This is a genomic window from Arthrobacter sp. NPDC092385, from assembly GCF_044755105.1.
Classification (GTDB): Bacteria; Actinomycetota; Actinomycetes; order Actinomycetales; family Micrococcaceae; genus Arthrobacter_D.
This window is the reverse complement of record NZ_JBIVQL010000002.1, coordinates 271444-289293: the sequence shown is the minus strand read 5'-3', so window position 1 is coordinate 289293 and position 17850 is coordinate 271444. Positions and strand designations below refer to the sequence as shown.

At 70.7% G+C, this 17850-nt stretch carries 17 protein-coding genes; 15 read left to right on the top strand and 2 right to left on the bottom strand.

The window, feature by feature from the left end; genetic code table 11:
- The first annotated feature begins 32 nt into the window (after nucleotides 1-32).
- The 6 genes from treY to ACIQCY_RS04435 all read left to right on the top strand — a co-directional run bounded on the left by treY (nucleotide 33) and on the right by ACIQCY_RS04435 (nucleotide 7939).
- Nucleotides 33-2345 (top strand): malto-oligosyltrehalose synthase, encoded by a 2313-nt coding sequence (gene treY / locus ACIQCY_RS04460; protein ID WP_400482688.1) that lies wholly within the window; start codon nucleotides 33-35, stop codon nucleotides 2343-2345.
- Nucleotides 2342-4090: a malto-oligosyltrehalose trehalohydrolase gene (gene treZ, locus ACIQCY_RS04455; protein WP_400482687.1), complete on the top strand. Its 1749-nt coding sequence runs from the start codon at nucleotides 2342-2344 to the stop codon at nucleotides 4088-4090. Before treY ends, treZ begins: the two co-directional genes overlap by 4 nt.
- A 157-nt stretch (nucleotides 4091-4247) precedes the next feature.
- Nucleotides 4248-5459 (top strand): GGDEF domain-containing protein, encoded by a 1212-nt coding sequence (locus tag ACIQCY_RS04450; protein ID WP_400482686.1) that lies wholly within the window; start codon nucleotides 4248-4250, stop codon nucleotides 5457-5459.
- A 51-nt stretch (nucleotides 5460-5510) separates the two neighbouring features.
- A complete protein-coding gene (gene mgrA, locus ACIQCY_RS04445; protein WP_400482685.1) occupies nucleotides 5511-6557 on the top strand; it encodes an L-glyceraldehyde 3-phosphate reductase in 1047 nt (348 codons plus the stop codon).
- Complete coding sequence (locus tag ACIQCY_RS04440) at nucleotides 6557-7078, top strand: GNAT family N-acetyltransferase (protein WP_400482684.1); 522 nt, start codon at nucleotides 6557-6559, stop codon at nucleotides 7076-7078. Before mgrA ends, ACIQCY_RS04440 begins: the two co-directional genes overlap by 1 nt.
- Nucleotides 7079-7138: 60 nt before the next feature.
- Entirely contained in the window at nucleotides 7139-7939 is an 801-nt protein-coding gene (locus ACIQCY_RS04435; protein ID WP_400482683.1) for an HpcH/HpaI aldolase/citrate lyase family protein, read from the top strand.
- Here ACIQCY_RS04435 and ACIQCY_RS04430 read toward each other — a convergent pair.
- Nucleotides 7894-9297 carry a 6-phospho-beta-glucosidase gene (locus ACIQCY_RS04430; RefSeq protein WP_400482682.1) on the bottom strand — a complete coding sequence of 468 codons (1404 nt, stop codon included), beginning with the start codon at nucleotides 9295-9297 and terminating at the stop codon, nucleotides 7894-7896. The two genes, ACIQCY_RS04435 and ACIQCY_RS04430, sit on opposite strands and share 46 nt — an antisense overlap.
- A 74-nt stretch (nucleotides 9298-9371) precedes the next feature.
- On the opposite strand from ACIQCY_RS04430, the gene ACIQCY_RS04425 reads away from it, so the two are divergent.
- On the top strand, nucleotides 9372-10508 hold the full coding sequence (locus ACIQCY_RS04425; protein ID WP_400482681.1) for a carbohydrate kinase family protein: 1137 nt from the start codon (nucleotides 9372-9374) through the stop codon (nucleotides 10506-10508).
- 92 nt (nucleotides 10509-10600) lie between these two features.
- On the opposite strand, the gene ACIQCY_RS04420 is transcribed toward ACIQCY_RS04425, so the two are convergent.
- Nucleotides 10601-11179: a GIY-YIG nuclease family protein gene (locus ACIQCY_RS04420; RefSeq protein WP_400482680.1), complete on the bottom strand. Its 579-nt coding sequence runs from the start codon at nucleotides 11177-11179 to the stop codon at nucleotides 10601-10603.
- 75 nt (nucleotides 11180-11254) lie between these two features.
- Between ACIQCY_RS04420 and alr the strand changes: the two genes are divergently transcribed.
- The 8 genes from alr to ACIQCY_RS04380 all read left to right on the top strand — a co-directional run bounded on the left by alr (nucleotide 11255) and on the right by ACIQCY_RS04380 (nucleotide 17848).
- Nucleotides 11255-12421: an alanine racemase gene (gene alr, locus ACIQCY_RS04415; protein ID WP_400482679.1), complete on the top strand. Its 1167-nt coding sequence runs from the start codon at nucleotides 11255-11257 to the stop codon at nucleotides 12419-12421.
- Nucleotides 12405-12953, top strand: coding sequence for a tRNA (adenosine(37)-N6)-threonylcarbamoyltransferase complex ATPase subunit type 1 TsaE (tsaE, locus tag ACIQCY_RS04410; RefSeq protein ID WP_400482678.1), 549 nt, complete (start codon nucleotides 12405-12407; stop codon nucleotides 12951-12953). Before alr ends, tsaE begins: the two co-directional genes overlap by 17 nt.
- Before the next feature lie 9 nt (nucleotides 12954-12962).
- Nucleotides 12963-13643: a tRNA (adenosine(37)-N6)-threonylcarbamoyltransferase complex dimerization subunit type 1 TsaB gene (gene tsaB / locus ACIQCY_RS04405; protein WP_400482677.1), complete on the top strand. Its 681-nt coding sequence runs from the start codon at nucleotides 12963-12965 to the stop codon at nucleotides 13641-13643.
- Nucleotides 13640-14107 carry a ribosomal protein S18-alanine N-acetyltransferase gene (rimI, locus tag ACIQCY_RS04400; protein WP_400482676.1) on the top strand — a complete coding sequence of 156 codons (468 nt, stop codon included), beginning with the start codon at nucleotides 13640-13642 and terminating at the stop codon, nucleotides 14105-14107. The genes tsaB and rimI overlap by 4 nt, the downstream gene beginning before the upstream one ends.
- Nucleotides 14104-15219, top strand: a complete 1116-nt coding sequence (tsaD, locus tag ACIQCY_RS04395) for a tRNA (adenosine(37)-N6)-threonylcarbamoyltransferase complex transferase subunit TsaD (protein WP_400482675.1) — start codon at nucleotides 14104-14106, stop codon at nucleotides 15217-15219. Before rimI ends, tsaD begins: the two co-directional genes overlap by 4 nt.
- An 89-nt stretch (nucleotides 15220-15308) precedes the next feature.
- Nucleotides 15309-15944, top strand: coding sequence for a GNAT family N-acetyltransferase (locus tag ACIQCY_RS04390; protein WP_400482674.1), 636 nt, complete (start codon nucleotides 15309-15311; stop codon nucleotides 15942-15944).
- Between the two features lie 191 nt (nucleotides 15945-16135).
- Nucleotides 16136-17374 (top strand): MFS transporter, encoded by a 1239-nt coding sequence (locus tag ACIQCY_RS04385; protein ID WP_400482673.1) that lies wholly within the window; start codon nucleotides 16136-16138, stop codon nucleotides 17372-17374.
- A 42-nt stretch (nucleotides 17375-17416) separates the two neighbouring features.
- Complete coding sequence (locus ACIQCY_RS04380) at nucleotides 17417-17848, top strand: ArsR/SmtB family transcription factor (protein WP_400482791.1); 432 nt, start codon at nucleotides 17417-17419, stop codon at nucleotides 17846-17848.
- Nucleotides 17849-17850 lie beyond the last annotated feature (2 nt).

Below are 17850 nucleotides of genomic sequence, written 5' to 3'. Positions count from 1 at the left end.
CACCCACCCCACCGTCCCAGGAGGACCTCCACGTGTTGACACCGAAATCGACCTACCGGCTGCAGATCCGGAGCGAGTTCGACCTGCATCGAGCCGCGGCCCTGGTGCCGTACCTGCACGACCTCGGGGTGGACTGGGTGTACCTGTCGCCGATCCTGACGGCGGAGAAGGGGTCCGGCCACGGCTATGACGTGACCGACCCCACCGCCGTCGACCCCGACCGCGGTGGTCCCGGCGGCCTCGCTGCCCTCAGCGAGGCCGCCCGGGCGGCGGGGATGGGCGTGCTCGTCGATATCGTCCCCAACCACATGGGCATCGAGACCCCTGCCGACAACGCGTGGTGGTGGCAGCTCCTGAAGGAGGGCCGCTCATCGCGGATGGCGGAGGCGTTCGACGTCGACTGGGATGCCAACGGCGGGCGCATCCGCGTGCCCGTCCTGGGCGACGGTGACGGGGAGCTCGACCAGCTGAAGATCGTCGACGGCGAGCTGTACTACTACGACAACCGGTACCCGATCGCCGAGGGCACGGCCCACCCCGGCGACACCGGCGCCGAGGTCCACGCGCGCCAGCACTACGAACTCGTGAACTGGCGCCGCGCGGACAGCGAACTGAACTACCGGCGATTCTTCGGCGTCAACACCCTCGCGGGCCTCCGCGTCGAGGTGCCGTGGGTGTTCCAGGAGAGCCACAGCGAGGTGAAGCGGTGGTTCGACGAGGGCCTCGTGGACGGCCTCCGGATCGACCACCCCGACGGGCTCGCGGACCCCAAGGGCTACCTCGAGGACCTCCGCGCGCTGACCGGCGGAGCCTATGTGCTCGTGGAGAAGATCCTCGAGCCGGGGGAGAAGCTCCCGCAGGACTGGGCCACCGAGGGGACCACCGGGTACGACGCGCTCGCCGACATCGACCGGCTCTTCACGGATCCCTCGGGCGAGCACGCGCTGACGGAGTCCGTGCCGGTGGACACCTTCCACGAGATGATCCACGGCACCAAGCGCGGTATCGCCGACGGCATCCTGCGTTCCGAGGTGCTGCGGCTCGCGCGGCTCGTCCCCTCCGACGCCGGGCTCGCCCCGGAGGCCGCCGCGGACGCGATCGCCGAACTGCTCACGTGCTTCCCCGTCTACCGCAGCTACCTCCCGGGCGGCGCCGAGTACCTGGCCGAGGCGGTGCGGGACGCGCAGGTCCGGCGGCCCGACCTCGCAGACACCATCACCGCGCTCCACCCGCTCCTGAACCCGTTCCTCGAGGGCTCCGGAGAACTCACCGAACTCGCGGTGCGCTTCCAGCAGACCTCCGGCATGGTCATGGCCAAGGGCGTCGAGGACACGGCGTTCTACCGGTACTCGCGGCTCGTCTCGCTCAACGAGGTGGGCGCCGATCCGGGCATCTTCTCGCTCGATCCGCTGGAACTCCACCGCCGGCTGCTCGAGCGCGAGACGGACAGTCCCCTGGCCATGACGACGCTCAGCACGCACGACACCAAGCGCAGCGAGGACACCCGCGCCCGCATCTCCGTGCTGTCCGAACTGCCCGACGTCTGGACCGACGTGCTCTCGGGGCTCGAGGACCTCGCGCCCATCGGCGACCCGACCTTCGCGCCGCTCCTCTGGCAGTCCCTGATCGGGGCATGGCCGCTGACCCGCGAGCGCGCCCACGCGTACGCCGAGAAGGCCTCACGCGAGGCTGATCTCAGCACGCACTGGACGGCACCGGACGAGGAGTTCGAGCGGGGCATGCACGCCGCCGTCGACGCGGCGTTCGACGACACCTCGGTCAACGCCGTTCTCGAAGGCCTCGTCGAGCGGATCCAGCAGGCGGGCTGGTCGAACTCCATCGGGTTGAAGCTGCTGCAGCTGACCATGCCCGGCGTACCGGACGTCTACCAGGGGACGGAGTTCTGGGACACGTCCCTCGTGGACCCGGACAACCGCCGGGACGTCGACTACGACGCCCGCCGGCAGGTGCTGACCGACCTCAACTTCGGTGCGCTGCCCCAGCTCGGCGCCGACGCGCACGCGAAGCTGCTCGTGGTGAGCCGCGCCCTCAAGCTGCGGCGCGACCGCCCGGAGCTGTTCACCGGGTACACCGCCGTCCCGTCCTCCGGCGAGGCCGCGGACCACGTCTTCGGGTTCGACCGCGGGGGAGCCATCACCCTCATCACGCGGCTGCCCTACGGACTCGCGCAGCGCGGGGGCTGGGGGGAGACCACCCTCGAGCTACCCCCGGGAAGCTACACCTGCGCCCTCACCGGCGCAGTGGTCTCCGGCGGGACCGTCCGCGCGGCCGACATCTTCTCCACCTTCCCCGCAGCCCTACTGGTCCAGGAGGACGCCTCATGAGTTCCACCTTCGATGTCTGGGCGCCCCGCGCCGAGTCCCTCACCCTCGTGGCCGACGGCACCGAGTACCCCATGACGCAGGGCGACGGCGGCTGGTGGCACCCCGCGGACGCCCCGACCATCACCGGCGACGTCTCCTACGGCTACCTCGTGGACGGCTCCGACACCCCCGTCCCGGATCCCCGTTCACGGCGCCAGCCCGAAGGCGTCCACAAGCTGTCGCGCACCTTCGACCCCTCCGCCCACGAGTGGCAGGACGGGTCCTGGCAGTCGCCGGGCCTGAACGGCGGGGTCATCTACGAGATGCACCTCGGCACCTTCACCCCCGAGGGGACGCTCGACGCCGCGATCGGCAAGCTCGACCACCTCGTGGACCTGGGCGTGCAGTACGTGGAGCTCCTGCCGGTCAACGCCTTCAACGGCACCCACAACTGGGGTTACGACGGCGTCCTCTGGTACGCCGTCCAGGAGACCTACGGCGGTCCCGCCGCATACCAGCGCTTCGTCGATGCCGCGCACCAGAAGGGGCTCGGCGTCATCCAGGACGTCGTCCACAACCACCTGGGCCCCAGCGGGAACTACCTCGGACTCTTCGGCCCGTACCTCACCGAAGGGATGTCCAACACCTGGGGAGACTCGCTGAACCTCGACGGTCCGCAGTCCGACGAGGTGCGGAACTACGTGATCGAGAACCTGCTCATGTGGTTCACGGACTACCACGTGGACGGGCTCCGCCTCGACGCCGTCCACGCGCTGCACGACGAACGCGCCGTGCACATCCTCGAGGAATTCGGCGCGCGCACCGACGAGTGCGCGGCGGAGCTCGGCAAGCCGCTCTTCCTCATCGCGGAATCGGACCTCAACAATCCGCGCCTGATCCAGGGCCGCGACGTCGGAGGGTACGGGCTCGCGGGTCAGTGGAGCGACGACTTCCACCACGCGGTACACGTCAACCTGACGGGCGAGACCGAGGGGTACTACCTCGACTTCAACTCGGTCGGCGCCCTTGCGAAGGTCCTCGAGAAGGGTTTCTTCCACAACGGCACCTACTCGTCGTTCCGTGAGCGCCACCACGGCCGCGAGATCGACGCGTCCCGCGTCACGCCGCTGCAGCTCGTCGTCGCCACCCAGAACCACGACCAGATCGGCAACAGGGCCGCCGGTGACCGCATCAGCGCCACCCTGAACCCGGCGCAGCTCGCGCAGGCCGCCGTCCTGAACATCCTCGGCCCCTTCACCCCGATGCTCTTCATGGGGGAGGAGTACGGAGCGTCCACGCCGTGGCCGTTCTTCACGTCCCACCCCGAGCCCGAACTCGGCAAGGCCACGGCCGAGGGGCGGCTCAGGGAGTTCGAGCGCATGGGCTGGCGGCCCGAGGACGTCCCCAACCCGCAGGACCCCGCGACCTTCGCCTCGGCCAAGCTGGACTGGGCGGAAGTGGAGCAGGGGCACCACGCCGACCTGCTGTCGACCTACCGGGAGATCATCCGGCTGCGCCGCTCCCGGCCCGAACTGCGCGACGCCGACTTCGGCAGCATCGCGGTCGACTTCGACGAGGAGGACCGCTGGATCGTCCTGCACCGCGGCAGCACCGCCGTCATCCTCAACCTCGGTGACGCGATGGTGACCGTGCCGGTGCGCGGTGCCGATGCGGAGGTCCTGCTGTCCACGGTCGACGGCGTCGGCCTGCTCGCCGACACGGTGCAGCTGCCTCCCCACGCGTCGCTCGTCCTCAGCCTGGCCTGAGGTTGGGTCAGGACTCTCCAAGGGTTCCGGCAGGACGAGGCCCGGGAGGGTCGAACCGTCGGAGCGCTCCGCCATACTGGGCTGAAAGTCCTTTCCGCGGGAAGGCCGCGTCCCGTCACCTGACGGGACGCGGGGAGCCCGAGGCGGCAGGAACACCATGACCCTGGACATCACGACACTGCGGGTGGCCTTCGGCGCCCTCGCCGTCACCCTCTTCGTGCTGTTCTACACGGTGTCGTTCCGCCACACCCGCTCCGCCTACAGCGCCTGGTGGTGCGTGGCCATCGCCTGTTTCTGCACCGGGTCCTCCGGCTACCTGCTGGACGGCACAGCCCACCAGGTCTGGGCCAATCCCCTCGCGAACACCCTGCTGGTCATGGGCACGGCGAGTGTCTGGGCGAGCGCCCGGACCCTTCGGACGAGCAGGCCCGCGTGGCTGCAGCTGTCGGCGGCACCGCTGCTGACGCTGCTGGCGTCGGCCCTGGACAACCCCGCCACGAACACGTGGTCCGGGGGCCCGGTGTTCCTCGGCATGATGTCCCTGACCATCGGCCTCGCGTCCTGGGAACTGTGGCGCCTGCCGAGCAGCTACAGCAGGGTGCAGGCTCCCCTCGCCGTCGCCTCCGCCCTGCTCTCGGTCCTCTACCTGGCGCGGTGCCTCGTGTTCGTCGCGGTCGGGCAGGAGGGCTACGTGTTCGCCACGTTCTTCGGCTCCGGCATCACCACCCTGATCAGCATGCTCCTGCTCGTCGTCGTGTCCTTCAGCGCGGCCGCGCTGAGTGCCGAGCAGATCGCCACCGATCTCCGCGCCCGCGCGGACCGGGACGCGCTGACCGGCCTGCTCAACCGCTCCGGCTTCCTCGACCTGGCCACCGTGCAGGCGGACCGCCTTGCCCGCACCAACCGTCCCGGAACGGTCATCCTCGCGGACCTCGACTTCTTCAAGAGCGTCAACGACACCCACGGCCATGCCGCGGGCGATACCGTCCTGAAGGCGTTCGCCGACGCCTGCGCGGAGACCGTCCGGTCCACGGACCTGGTGGGCCGCTACGGCGGCGAGGAATTCATCTTCCTGCTCCCCGGCGCGTCGGTGTCGAGGAGCGAGGACATCACCCGGGACGTGAGCATGGCACTGCGTGGCAACTCGACTCCGGGCGGCTTCGAGATGCCCACCGTGAGCTACGGCATCGCTGCGATCGAGGTGTCGGACTACGATCTCCCGGCGGCGATCGCGGCCGCGGACCAGGCCCTCTATGCGGCCAAGGCCAGCGGCCGGGACATGTCGGTGCGCGCCATTCGGCCCGCGGGCAAGGGCCCAGGCTCCTCGGCCGAACCGCCGCAGGGTCCCCTGCGCGTGCTGGAGGAGTGAACGCTGCGTCACGGCCGCGGAAGCCGATGCCTGCTCCCCTAGGATGAGGGAATGACCTTTGACCCTGCTGATGACCGCTACGACTCGATGCCGTACCGCCGCGTGGGCAGGAGCGGGTTGCAGCTGCCCGCCGTCTCCCTCGGCCTGTGGCACAACTTCGGGGACGACAAGTCCTTCGATGTGCAGCGGGACATCCTCCGCCGGGCCTTCGACCTCGGGGTCACGCACTTCGATCTCGCGAACAACTACGGTCCGCCCGCGGGCAGTGCCGAGACGAACTTCGGGCGGCACCTGAAGGACGATTTCCGGCCGTTCCGGGACGAACTGGTGATCTCGACGAAGGCCGGGTATGGCATGTGGCCGGGCCCGTACGGGGAGTGGGGGTCGCGGAAGTACCTGCTGGCGAGCCTTGACCAGTCGCTGGAGCGCATGGGCCTGGACTATGTGGACATCTTCTACAGCCACCGCCCGGACCCGGAGACCCCGCTCGAGGAGACCATGGGGGCCCTCGATACGGCGGTCCGGTCGGGGCGGGCGCTCTACGCCGGGATCTCGTCCTACTCGCCGGAGCGGACGGTGGAGGCGGCGGCGATCCTGGCGGATCTGGGCACGCCGCTGCTGATCCACCAGCCGTCGTATTCGATGCTGAACCGGTGGACGGAGAACGGGGAGCCGAACCTGTACGAGGCGTTGGAGGCGGTGGGTGCGGGATCCATCGCGTTCTCGCCGCTCGCGCAGGGGCTGCTGACCCGCAAGTACCTCCACGGCATCCCGGAGGATTCACGCGCGGCGGCGGACAAGTCCCTGGATGCGGGTCAGTTGAACGAGGAGAACCTGCGGCGGATCCGGGGCCTGCACGCGATCGCGGAGGGCCGGGGGCAGAGCCTGGCGCAGCTGGCGATCGCGTGGGTGTTGCGGGATCAGGTGAAGGGGACGCCGGTGACGTCGGCGCTGATCGGTGCCTCGAGTGTGGGTCAGCTCGAGGACAGCGTGGCGGCCGTGCGGAACCTGTCCTTCACGTCCGGGGAGCTGCACGCCATCGACGAGTTCGCCGTCGAATCCGACATCAACCTCTGGGCCGCAGCCCTCGAGGCCTGATGCTGCAGTTCCGGCCGGCGGCTCCCGGGGACTGGCCCGCCATCTGGAGCATCATGGAACCCGTGGCCCGGGCAGGGGAGACCTACTGCTGGGACACCTCGATGGACGAGGAGGCCGGGCGGCTCGAATGGCTCCCCGGAGCGGCGGGCACCGACCCGACCCTCGCCGTCTTCGTGGCGGTGGACGAGGGGACCGGGCGCGTGGTGGGCACGGCGCAACTGCACGCCAACCGGGGCGGGAACGGCTCCCACGTCTCCAATGCGTCCTTCCTCGTGGCAGCCGACGCCGGCGGCCGGGGTGTCGGAAGGGCCCTCGCAGGGCACGTGCTGGAGGAGGCCCGATCGGCGGGCTATACGGCGATGCAGTTCAACGCGGTCGTCGAGACCAATACCCGCGCCGTCGCGCTCTGGACCTCCCTCGGCTTCACGATCGTGGGGACCGTACCCGGCGCCTTCGTGCATCCGGCCGAAGGGCCCACGGGCCTTCACATCATGCACCGCTTCCTCCAGCCGTCCCGCTGACGGCGGCCCGGCACGGCGGGGTGGCCACCACCGGGCGCGGAACCGGACCACAATGGGGACATGACTCCCGGTGCACCTGTCGCTGAACCGCTGCTCGGCGCCTGGGCCACGCTCGGCGAACCCCGACTGACGATCGAACTCGCCCGGTCCGGGCTCGCCTGGGTCGGCCTCGATGCCCAGCACGGGCACTTCGACGACCGCTCGCTCCGGGACGTCCTGGGCGGCAGGCCGGCGGACGGCGCCCCGATGCTCGTGCGGGTCGCGGCCAAGGACGCCGCACTGATCGGCAGGGCGCTCGACGCCGGGGCCGACGGCGTCATCGTCCCGCTCGTCGACAGCGTGGCCGATGCCGAGGCAGCGGTGGCAGCAAGCCACTACCCGCCCGGAGGATCGCGGAGCTGGGGGCCGCTGCACGGCAGCCGGCCGGCGTACCGTCCGGGCTCGGACGGCGGCGCCCACTCCGTGCCACTGTGTGCCGTGATGATCGAGACAGCCGCCGCCCTGGAAGCCGTCGAGGCCATCGCCGCCGTGCCGGGCGTGGACATGATCTTCGTCGGTCCGTTCGATCTGTCCCTCGCCCTGGGCCTGCACGTCGACGCCCTGCTGTCATCCGACGACGACGGCGCGCCCCTCGCGAGGATCGTCCGCGCGTGCAGCGCAGCCGGAATCCAGGCCGGCGCCTACGCCGGCACTCCCGAGCGCGCCGTGCTCCTCGCCGCCGCGGGCTTCCGCTGGATCGCCGCCACCACGGACGCCGCCCTGCTGTCCTTCGGCGTCGCGTCCGTCCGGCAGCACGTCCTCCCCGGCGGGCAGGGTCAGCCGGCCCAGGACGACCTCAAGGCGGGGAACGCCTCCTCGTAGCCCCTGAGCACCCGCGTGGCGGCGTGGAACGAGTCGACCAGGGGATGCCCGGCGAGGGCGCGGAGCGCCGCCGTCCGGTCCCGGTGCACCGCAGCCCGGACGGTGTCCTGCTCCACCGCCTTCACCGCCGACATGAGCCCGAGCTGGTGGGGTGTCAGCGGACCCGCCGATGGCAGCGGGCGGGCTCCCGAGCCGTCCACGACCGACGGCACCTCGACGATGCCGTCCTCCGGCAGGCCGGGGAACGTGGTGCCGTTGCGCACATTGAGGATCAGTTCCGCGCGCCGCCCCGTGAGCAGCGCACGCATGACCTGCAGTGCCACGCGTTCGTACCCGCCGCCGGCGAGGTCCGCCTCGTCGCGCTCCTCCTCCCGGGAACGTGCTTCGGCGAGGTAGCCGGATTCCCGCTCCAGCCGGGCGTCCTCCCACACGCCGAAGGGATCGGCGGATGCGGCCAGGCGCGGATAGAGATCACGCTGCTGGTCCCTGAGCACCTCCCCGCGCGTCCGGTCCGCGCCACCGATGGCGCGCAGCGCCTCACGGTGGAAGTAGTAGTAGAACAGGTACTCGTTGGGCAGGGCGCCGAGGACCCGGAGGAGGTCCGGACCGAACAGGCGGCCCTCCTCGAAACCGCCGAGGCGCACCGGATCCGCGAGCAGGCCGGGGAGGCGGTTGCTGCCGGGCTGTCCGTCGGGCCCGCGCCCCTTCGCGCCGTCGGAGAGCCCGCGGAGCCAGCCGAGATGGTTGAGGCCCACGTAGTCCACCCCGGCGAGGGAACCGCCGAGGTTCACGCCCGCCGCGAGAGCGGCCCGCGAGACGAGGCCCGACGCCGAGTCGCAGATGCCGATGACCCTGGTGCCGAGGACGGCCGAGAGCGCCTCGGTGACCATCCCCGCCGGATTGGTGAAGTTGATGAGCCAGGCGTCCGGTGCGAGATCCTGCATCGCCGTGGCGACGCGCATCATGTCCGGGATGGAGCGGAGGGCGTAGGAGATGCCGCCCGCCCCGACGGTCTCCTGCCCGAGCAGTCCGGCGGACAGGGCCACGCGCTCGTCGAGGATGCGCCCTTCCGCTCCGCCGCTGCGCACGGCGGCGAACACGATGTCCGCACCCGGCAGGGCGTCCTCGAGGCGGTTCTCCACGCGGACCGACGGCGCAGGCCGGCCCTCGGTGAGCGGCAGCGCGGAGAGCACCCGCGCGATGGCGTGCGCCCGCTCCGGCAGCGCGTCCAGCAGGACGACGTCGGACACGAGCCCGGCGAACGGTCCCTCGGAGAGCGCCCGGTAGACCAGCGGCACACGGAAACCACCGCCGCCGACGATCACCAGGGTGGCGCCTGTTCCGGTCGATGAGGTCAAGGAGGACCCGCTTCCGTGGTGGTGGGTGGATGCAGGCGGCCCGCATCCCGGGTTCTGCAAGTATTCTGCCGTACATGTCCCCACAGCACCGTTTCGATCCGCTGGCGGCCACGCGCGGCCCGGACGGACCCGAGTTCGACCTCCTCCTCGCCGGTCAGGTGTTCTTCGACATCATCTTCACGGGGCTCGAGCAGCTTCCCTCGCCGGGCACCGAGGTGTGGACCGACGGCATGGGATCAGGGCCGGGAGGAATAGCGAACCAGGCCATCGCCGCGAGCCGGCTGGGGCTCCGGACCACCCTCGCCGCAGCTTTCGGCGACGACGGGTACGGCCAGTCCAACTGGGACGTGCTGCAGGACCAGGAGCACGTGGACCTTTCCCGGTCGCGCGTCTTCGGGCACTGGCACTCGCCCGTCACGGTATCCCTCTCGGTGCACCACGACCGCTCGATGGTGACGCACGGTCATCCGTCCCCGCTCCGCGCCTCCGAGCTGATCGGCACGCCGCCGTCGTGCCGTGCCGCCGTCGTCAGCGTAGAGCGGGAGGTGGAGCCGTGGGCCCGGGACGTCGCGGCGCGTGGCACCAAGCTCTTCGGTGACGTCGGCTGGGATCCGGCGGGGGAGTGGGCACCGGAGACCCTCGCCTCGCTCGAGCACTTCTACGCCTTCATGCCCAATGCCGCGGAGGCGATGGCGTACACGCGGACCGACGATCCCTGGGCGGCCCTGTACTCCCTTGCAGACCGTGTGCCCGTGGCCGTGGTGACGGTCGGCCAGCAGGGGGCCATGGCCATCGACTCGGTCACGGGGGAGGAGGAGTGGGTGCCGGCGCTGCCGGTATCGGCCTACGATCCGACCGGGGCGGGTGACTGCTTCGGCGCGGCGTTCGTCATGGGCGACCTCGCGGGTTTCCCGCTCGCGGAGCGCCTCAGCTTCGCCAACCTGTGCGCCTCCCTCTCGGTCCAGCACGTCGGCGGTTCGCTGGCGGCTCCGGGCTGGGGTGACATCGCCGACTGGTGGCGGCGGGTCAGCGCGGGGCGCGACGGCGTGCGGAAGCAGTGGCTGCGCCGCTACGCCTTCCTGGAGGACCTGGTGTCCGACGTGCCGGTCGAGGCGGTACGGCGGGCGACGGCCACCATCGCACGGCACTCCGACGCGTCGCCGTCGGTGCGCCCGGCGACATGGCGCGGGGAGATGCCCGGAACCCTGTGAGGTGTGCGGGCCCTGTCGAGCGGGCTGCCCGCAGGCTCAACCGCATGGGCTCAACCGCATGGGCTCAACCGCACAGGCCTACCCGGGGAGGGCTACCCGCGCAGCCCCGCGGCCTCCCCGAGCCACCGCGCATAGCGCGCCCAGGGATCGACCACGCCTTCGGAGAGCAGGCGGATGTGGTCCTCGAGGTCCGGTGAGGGCCCGAACCACTCGGACCGGTCCAGGCGCGAGCCGGCGAACCGGACATGCCGGCGGTGCTCCACGAGGCGGTCGCCCCGCTCGAACGCGAGGACGTCGTCGTGCCAGATCCGGGCGAGCCGCTGCCGGGGGTTCGCCGTCGTCCCGATCTTGATGCGGTCCCGGAAACGGATGTAGTAGACGACGTCGACGCGTGGGGGCGGCAGGCCGCCGTCGAGGACGTCGCCGGTGCGCCACTCGCACGCGGCGCACGCCCAGCCGGACGGGTACCGCACCCCCAGCCTCGAGCCGCACGCGGGGCACGCCGAGGGCAGCACATCGGTGATGCCCTCCGTCGCCCCCGACCATTCCGCGACCAGCGCCACGTGCGCCGGGCAGAGCGCGAAGGGCGCCTCGCCGGTCGCACGACCGCAGGGCTGCCCGTCCTCCGTGGGCAGGACGCAGCCGGGGCCGGCGGGTGGAGTGTCGAACACGCCTTCGATTGTTTCCCTCCGCGCCTCCCGGCGCAACCCCACGGTGGACCTCCGCAAGCTGGCAGAATGGGCTGAGTGACTTCCACCGAACGCGTTGCAGAGATCGACCTCGATGCCCTGCGGCACAACATCCGGCACCTGCGCGACGTAGCCCACCCGGCCCGTGTCATGGCGGTCGTGAAGGCCAACGCGTACGGCCATGGAGCCGTCCCCGTCGCGCGCGCAGCCCTGGAGGCAGGAGCCGCCTGGCTCGGCGTCGCCCACATCAGCGAGGGTGTGGAGCTGCGGAGGGCCGGCATCGAAGCGCCGATCCTCGCCTGGCTGCACACCTCGCGGACCGACTTCACCGCCGGCGTGGAGCACGGACTGGACCTCGGGATCTCCGGGTGGGAACTCGAGCACGTCGTCGCCGCCGCGCGTGAACTCGAGCGCCCCGCCATCGTGCACCTGAAGATCGACACCGGCCTCGGCCGGAACGGCTGCCCTCCGGAGCAGTGGGACGCGCTGCTCGGCCGGGCCGTGCAGTACCAGGAGGAGGGACTGATCCGCGTGGTCGGGATCTTCTCGCACCTGGCGGTCGCCGACGAGCCTGCACGGCCCGAGACGGACCTGCAGGTGCAGGCGTTCCGCGAGGCCGTCGCCGCCGCGGAGAACGCGGGCATCGACGTGGAGGTCCGGCACCTCGCGAACACGCCCGCCACCTTCTCGAGGCCCGACTGCCACTTCGACCTGGTACGCGTGGGTCTCGGCATCTACGGCCTCTCGCCCTTCGCCGACCAGGGATCGGCCGATCTCGGCCTGCAGCCCGTCATGACCTTCAGCACCACCGTGTCCAACTGCAAGGAAGTACCCGCGGGGCAGGGCGTCTCCTACGGCTACGCCTACCGCACGCACAAGCCGACCACGCTCGGCCTCATCCCGGTCGGGTACGGTGACGGCGTCCCCCGCATCGCCACGGGTGCGCCGGTCCTCGTGGGCAACCGGATCTACCCCGTGGTCGGGCGGATCGCAATGGATCAGCTCGTCATTGATTTCGGCACCACGGGCCTGGCCGATTCGCCGGACTCCCCGCTGGGACAACGGGCCGTGCTGTTCGGCGGGGCCGGTTCTCCCGCCGTCGAGGACTGGGCCGCCGCGGCGCAGACCATCAATTACGAGGTGGTCACCCGCATCAGCGACCGCGTGGAACGCATCTACGTGGGATCACGGCAGGAGGAGCCGGGCGATGACCGCCGCGCCTGAGTGGAGCGTGGCCTACGATGTCGGGTCGGCCGCCCGCCTCCAGGCCCTCGCCGCGGGCCTCGCCCCTCACCTCCGCGCGGGGGACCTGCTGGTGCTGTCCGGGGAACTGGGCGCGGGCAAGACGACCTTCACGCAGGGGCTCGGGCGCGGACTCGCCGTCCAGGACCGCATCATCTCCCCGACCTTCGTGCTCGTCCGGCAGCATCCGGCGGCAGGCGGCGGGCCGGGCCTCATCCACGTCGACGCATACCGCCTGGAGAGCGCCGCTGCCGTCGACGATCTCGACCTCGAGGCGACCATGGGGGCCAACGTCACGGTCGTCGAGTGGGGTGCGGGCCGTGTGGAGCACCTGAGCGGGAGCCGGCTCCGCGTGGACATCGCACGTCCGCTCGGCGGCGGCGGGACCGGGGGGGCCGGTGCCGGCCTGATCACGGATTTCGACGACGACGGCGAGGACGAAGTGCGCACCATCACCCTCTCGGGCTTCGGCCCACGCTGGCACGGCGGCCCGCCGGCACTGTCGCTCGACTAGGCTTGCGGGGTGCTTCTCCTCGCCCTCGACACCTCCGCTGCCGCCACGGTCGCGCTGCTGCACGACGACGTCGTGCTCGGTCGGTTCGGCAGTGCCGATACCCGCTCCCACGCCGAGGTCCTCGCTCCCGCGGTGCAGCGCATCCTGGCCGACGCGGGTGTCACGGGACCGGAGCTCGACGCCGTCGTGGCCGGGGTGGGTCCCGGGCCCTTCACGGGACTCCGCGCGGGGCTCGTCACCGCACGGACGCTCGGCTTCGTCTGGGGCGTGCCCCTGCACGGCGTCATGAGCCTCGACGCGCTCGCCTTCGACGCCGTCGCGAGCGGCACGGTCACGGCCGGGAGCGAGTTCCTCGTGGGAACGGATGCGCGGCGCGGTGAGATCTACTGGGCCGCCTACTGTGCTCCGTCCGGCACCGCCGGGCTGCCTGCGTTGCTGGACGGCCCCCACGTCGACGCGGCCTCCGCCCTGCCGAAGGGCCTCCCGGTCGTGGGCCGCGCGGCGTCGCTGTATCCGGAGGACGTCGTCGGGGTCGCCGCCTTCGCCGGCTCCGATCCCGACGCCGCCTCGCTCGGCCTCGTCGCGCGGTCGGGCCTCGTCGCGGGGGAGCCGCTGCGGGACACCTCGCCCCTGTACCTGCGGGAGTCGGACGCCAGGGTCCCCGGCCCGCGGAAGCGGGCGACGGCGTGAGCTTCCTCCTGCGCGACCTCGTCTTCGAGGACATCGAGACGATCGGACGGCTCGAGAACGAGCTGTTCCCCACCGACGCGTGGCCGCTCGAGATGTTCTACTCCGAGTACTTCCAGCCGGACACCCGGCGCTACATCCTGGCGGAGGTCGACGGCCAGGCCGTGGGGTATGCGGGACTCATGGTCATCGACACGACGGCGGACATCCAGACCATCGGCGTGCTCTCCCGCTTCGAAGGCCAGGGGATCGGACGAGCCATGCTCACCGAACTGCTCGCCGAGGCCCGCCGCCGGGGTGCCGACAACGTGATGCTGGAGGTGCGCGCCGACAACCCGCGTGCGCAGAACCTGTACGCACGGTTCGGTTTCGAGAAGATCCACACCCGGAAGAAGTACTACCGCGACGGCGTCGACGCCTGGGTCATGCGGCTCGTCCTGCCGGCGGAAGGGAGCTGCACGCCATGAAGAACCCTGAGCCGCTGGTCCTCGGCATCGAGTCCTCCTGTGACGAGACCGGCGTCGGCATCGTCCGGGGCACGCAGCTGCTGACCAACACGGTGTCCTCCTCCATGGACGAGCACGTGCGCTTCGGCGGCGTGATCCCCGAGATCGCCTCGCGGGCTCACCTCGAGGCGTTCGTGCCGACCCTCCAGGCAGCGCTCGACGACGCCGGGGTGACGCTCGCGGAGATCGACGCCATCGCCGTCACGGCGGGCCCCGGCCTGTCCGGCGCCCTCATGGTCGGGGTCTCCGCCGCGAAGGCGCTCGCGGTCGCCACGGGCAAGCCGCTGTACGCGATCAACCACCTCGTGGCGCACGTGGGGGTCGGCGTGATCGGGGGCACCTTCGCCGACGGCCTGCCGGCCGGTCTGGGAGCGCTGCTGGTGTCCGGCGGCCACACGGAGATCCTCCGGGTCGGAAGCATCGCACGCGATGTCGAACTGCTCGGCTCCACGATCGACGACGCCGCGGGCGAGGCCTACGACAAGACGGCGCGCATCCTCGGCCTGGGCTATCCGGGTGGCCCGGCCATCGACAGGCTCGCGCGGGAGGGGAACCCGAAGGCCATCCGCTTCCCCCGGGGGCTGTCGCAGCCGAAGTACATGGGAACGGCGGAGGCGCCGGGGCCGCACCGCTACGACTGGTCCTTCAGCGGACTGAAGACCGCCGTCGCCCGCTCCGTGGAGCAGTACGAGGCAGCGGGGCTCGAGGTCCCCGTCGCCGATATCGCGGCGTCCTTCCAGGAGGCGGTGGTGGACATCATCACGTCCAAGGCCGTCCTCGCCTGCCGTGAACACGGCATCACCAACCTCCTGCTGGGAGGGGGAGTCGCGGCGAACCGACGGCTCCGCGAGCTGACCGCCGAGCGCTGTGCCGCAGCCGGCATCACCCTGACCGTCCCGGCGCCGTCGCTCTGCACCGACAACGGCGCCATGGTCGCGGCCCTGGGCGCGCAGATCGTGCTGGGCGGCGGTACGCCGAGTGGCATCGCGTTCGGAACGGATCCGTCCCTACCGGTCACGAGCATCCTGCTTCCCGATTCCGGCAACGAGAATCATCAGAGGGCTGAAAGTTAGACAATCTAGCTTTACAGGAATCGAACGAAAGGTTAGGTTGGAAACGGGTCGAGACAACGGCCCACTCCTCCTGACCTGAAGGTCACGCCATGACGATCACCGCCCCCGCCGCCTTGTCTGTCTTCCCCCCTGTCTTCCCCTCCGTCGATGACGACGGCATTTCCGCACACGCCACGCGCAGCGACGACGCCGCCTACGATTCCTGGCCGGGTATGGCGACCACCGGTCAGCTCGGCGCCGTGCCGCCGGAGGCCGACCCCATGGCCATCCCCCGGCTGCTCGACGACGCGACCACGCGGCAGCTCCGGCGCTGGGTCAACCATCTGTACAAGCAGCTGGACACGGAGTTCCCGCGATTCGGCGCCCGTGAGGACTGCGACCGCGTCCTCGACGAGCTGGAGCGGCGCCGGCAGCAGGAGCTCGAGGGTTCGACGCCGAGCCGGCGCCGGGATGCCTTCCGTGACAACCCCCTCAACGGGCGCTTCGAGCTGTTCCAGAACGGGATGCTGGCCGGCTACGTGACCTACTCGATGCGGGCGGGGAAGCTCCGCCTGCACCGCACGGTCGTGGCCGAAGCCTTCGAGGGGGCGGGGATCGAGCAGTTACTCATCCGGAACGTCCTGCTCAACGCCCACAAACGGCGTCTGGCCTCGCTGCCCTACTGCGCCCGGATCCAGGCCTTCCTCGCCGGAAATCCGCAGTATCGGGCCCTGCTCGGAGTGTAGGCGGCAGGGCGCACGCCCGGATCACCGGCCACGATGCGGCCGTGATCCTCGACGCCGTGATCCTCGACGCCGTGACGGAAGCCGCCCTGCGCGAGCAAGGGTCGCGCGATGCCGCGGCACGTTGGGGCAACATGTGCGCATGTCTGCACCTATAGTGGAGGGACCTGTCCCCGGCGAAACGGCTCATGCTCATGCTGTCTGTCCTACGGTGTCCTGCCTACCGTAATCTCTTCACCGCCCAGATCGTGGCGCTCCTCGGCACGGGGCTCCTGACCGTGGCGCTCGGCCTCCTGGCGTTCGATCTGGCCGGCGACAGGGCCGGAGCGGTCCTGGGCACGGCCCTCACCATCAAGATGATCGCGTACGTCTTCGTCGCGCCCGTCATGGCTGCGCTGATCGAACGACTGCCGCGCAAAGCGGTGCTCGTGGGTGCGGATCTGGTGCGGGCCTCGATCGCGCTCTCCCTGCCGTTCATCGACCAGGTGTGGCAGGTCTACGTGCTGGTCTTTCTCCTGCAGTCCGCATCGGCGACCTTCACGCCGGCTTTCCAGGCGCTCATACCGGTCGTCCTGCCCGCGGAGAAGGACTACACGAAGGCCCTGTCCCTCTCACGGCTCGCCTACGACGTCGAATCCCTCGTCAGCCCGCTGCTCGCGGCGGTCCTGCTGTCCGTGCTGTCGTACTCCAACCTGTTCCTGGGGACCATGGTCGGCTTCCTCGTGTCCGCGCTCATGGTGGTGGTCACCCGGCTCCCTGCCCTCCCCGCGAATGCGGGCCAAGGTTCGCTGCTGCACCGCACGACGCTCGGTTCTCGGATCTTCCTGCGGGAGCAGAGCCTTCGGGGACTCATGGCGCTGAATCTCGTGGTCGCCTCGGCCACCGCCCTCGTCCTGGTCAACACCGTGGTCTTCGCGCGGGATCTCTTCGACGGGACCAACGAGGATGTCGCCTTCGCGCTGGCGGCCTACGGGGCCGGATCGATGCTCGTGGCGTTCATCGCGCCTGCTGCGCTCGAGAGGATGCGGGACCGGACCTTCATGCTCGTCGGAGGCGGGATCCTCCCGGTCGGCCTGCTCTGTGCCGCCCTGATAGCACGTTTCGGATCCCCGTGGTGGGCGCTGCTCGCACTGTGGGTGGTCCTCGGGATCGGCACGTCGATGATCAGCACGCCGTCCTCGAGGCTGCTGCGACGCCTTGCCACGGACGCCACCCGGAGCTACCTCTTCACGGCGCAGTTCTCCCTCTCCCACGCATGCTTCATGCTGACTTACCCCATCGCAGGCTGGGTGGGGGCCCAGGCAGGCCAGCCCGCAGCAGCCCTCTGCCTTGCCGTGATCGCTGCCGGCGGAACGCTCGCCGCGCTGGCCCTGTGGCCGCACTCCACGGCATCAGCTGCTGCACCTCGTGCCGCAGCGCGTCCGGGCCAGTAGCGTAGGAGGACACGCAGGCGGGTTTCGACGGGGGAGTGCGGCATCAGTACCAGCGACACAGCAGGGCGCGGCTCTGAGGGGCAGGGGCCCGACGACGGACGCGGGAACGGCCATCCGCACACCGGCGGCACCGAGGGCCCGAGCCTCGTCCACGCGGTAGCACCTGACCACGCCCGGCTCGAGGCCGGTGCCGCTACCTTCCGGATGCTCGCCGATCCGACGCGGCTCCACATCCTGTGGCTGCTCACGCACGGCCCCGCCGACGTCGGCACGCTCGTCGATGCAACGGGCGCACCGCGCACCGCGGTGAGCCAGCACCTGGCCAAACTGAGGCTCTCGGGGCTCGTGTCCACCCGGAAGGAATCACGCAACGTCGTCTACAGCATCATCGACGGACACCTCACCAGGCTGGTCCGCGAAGCCATGAACCACGCGGACCACCGGGTTACGGGGGAACCGGTCCACGAGGAATGATG

Bases quoted from the DNA above. Each gene is read 5' to 3' on its own strand.
- treZ (WP_400482687.1), top strand. From the start codon at position 2,342: ATGAGTTCCACCTTCGATGTCTGGGCGCCCCGCGCCGAGTCCCTCACC.
- ACIQCY_RS04450 (WP_400482686.1), top strand. From the start codon at position 4,248: ATGACCCTGGACATCACGACACTGCGGGTGGCCTTCGGCGCCCTCGCC.
- mgrA (WP_400482685.1), top strand. From the start codon at position 5,511: ATGACCTTTGACCCTGCTGATGACCGCTACGACTCGATGCCGTACCGC.
- ACIQCY_RS04440 (WP_400482684.1), top strand. From the start codon at position 6,557: ATGCTGCAGTTCCGGCCGGCGGCTCCCGGGGACTGGCCCGCCATCTGG.
- ACIQCY_RS04435 (WP_400482683.1), top strand. From the start codon at position 7,139: ATGACTCCCGGTGCACCTGTCGCTGAACCGCTGCTCGGCGCCTGGGCC.
- ACIQCY_RS04425 (WP_400482681.1), top strand. From the start codon at position 9,372: ATGTCCCCACAGCACCGTTTCGATCCGCTGGCGGCCACGCGCGGCCCG.
- tsaE (WP_400482678.1), top strand. From the start codon at position 12,405: ATGACCGCCGCGCCTGAGTGGAGCGTGGCCTACGATGTCGGGTCGGCC.
- tsaD (WP_400482675.1), top strand. From the start codon at position 14,104: ATGAAGAACCCTGAGCCGCTGGTCCTCGGCATCGAGTCCTCCTGTGAC.
- ACIQCY_RS04390 (WP_400482674.1), top strand. From the start codon at position 15,309: ATGACGATCACCGCCCCCGCCGCCTTGTCTGTCTTCCCCCCTGTCTTC.
- ACIQCY_RS04385 (WP_400482673.1), top strand. From the start codon at position 16,136: ATGCTGTCTGTCCTACGGTGTCCTGCCTACCGTAATCTCTTCACCGCC.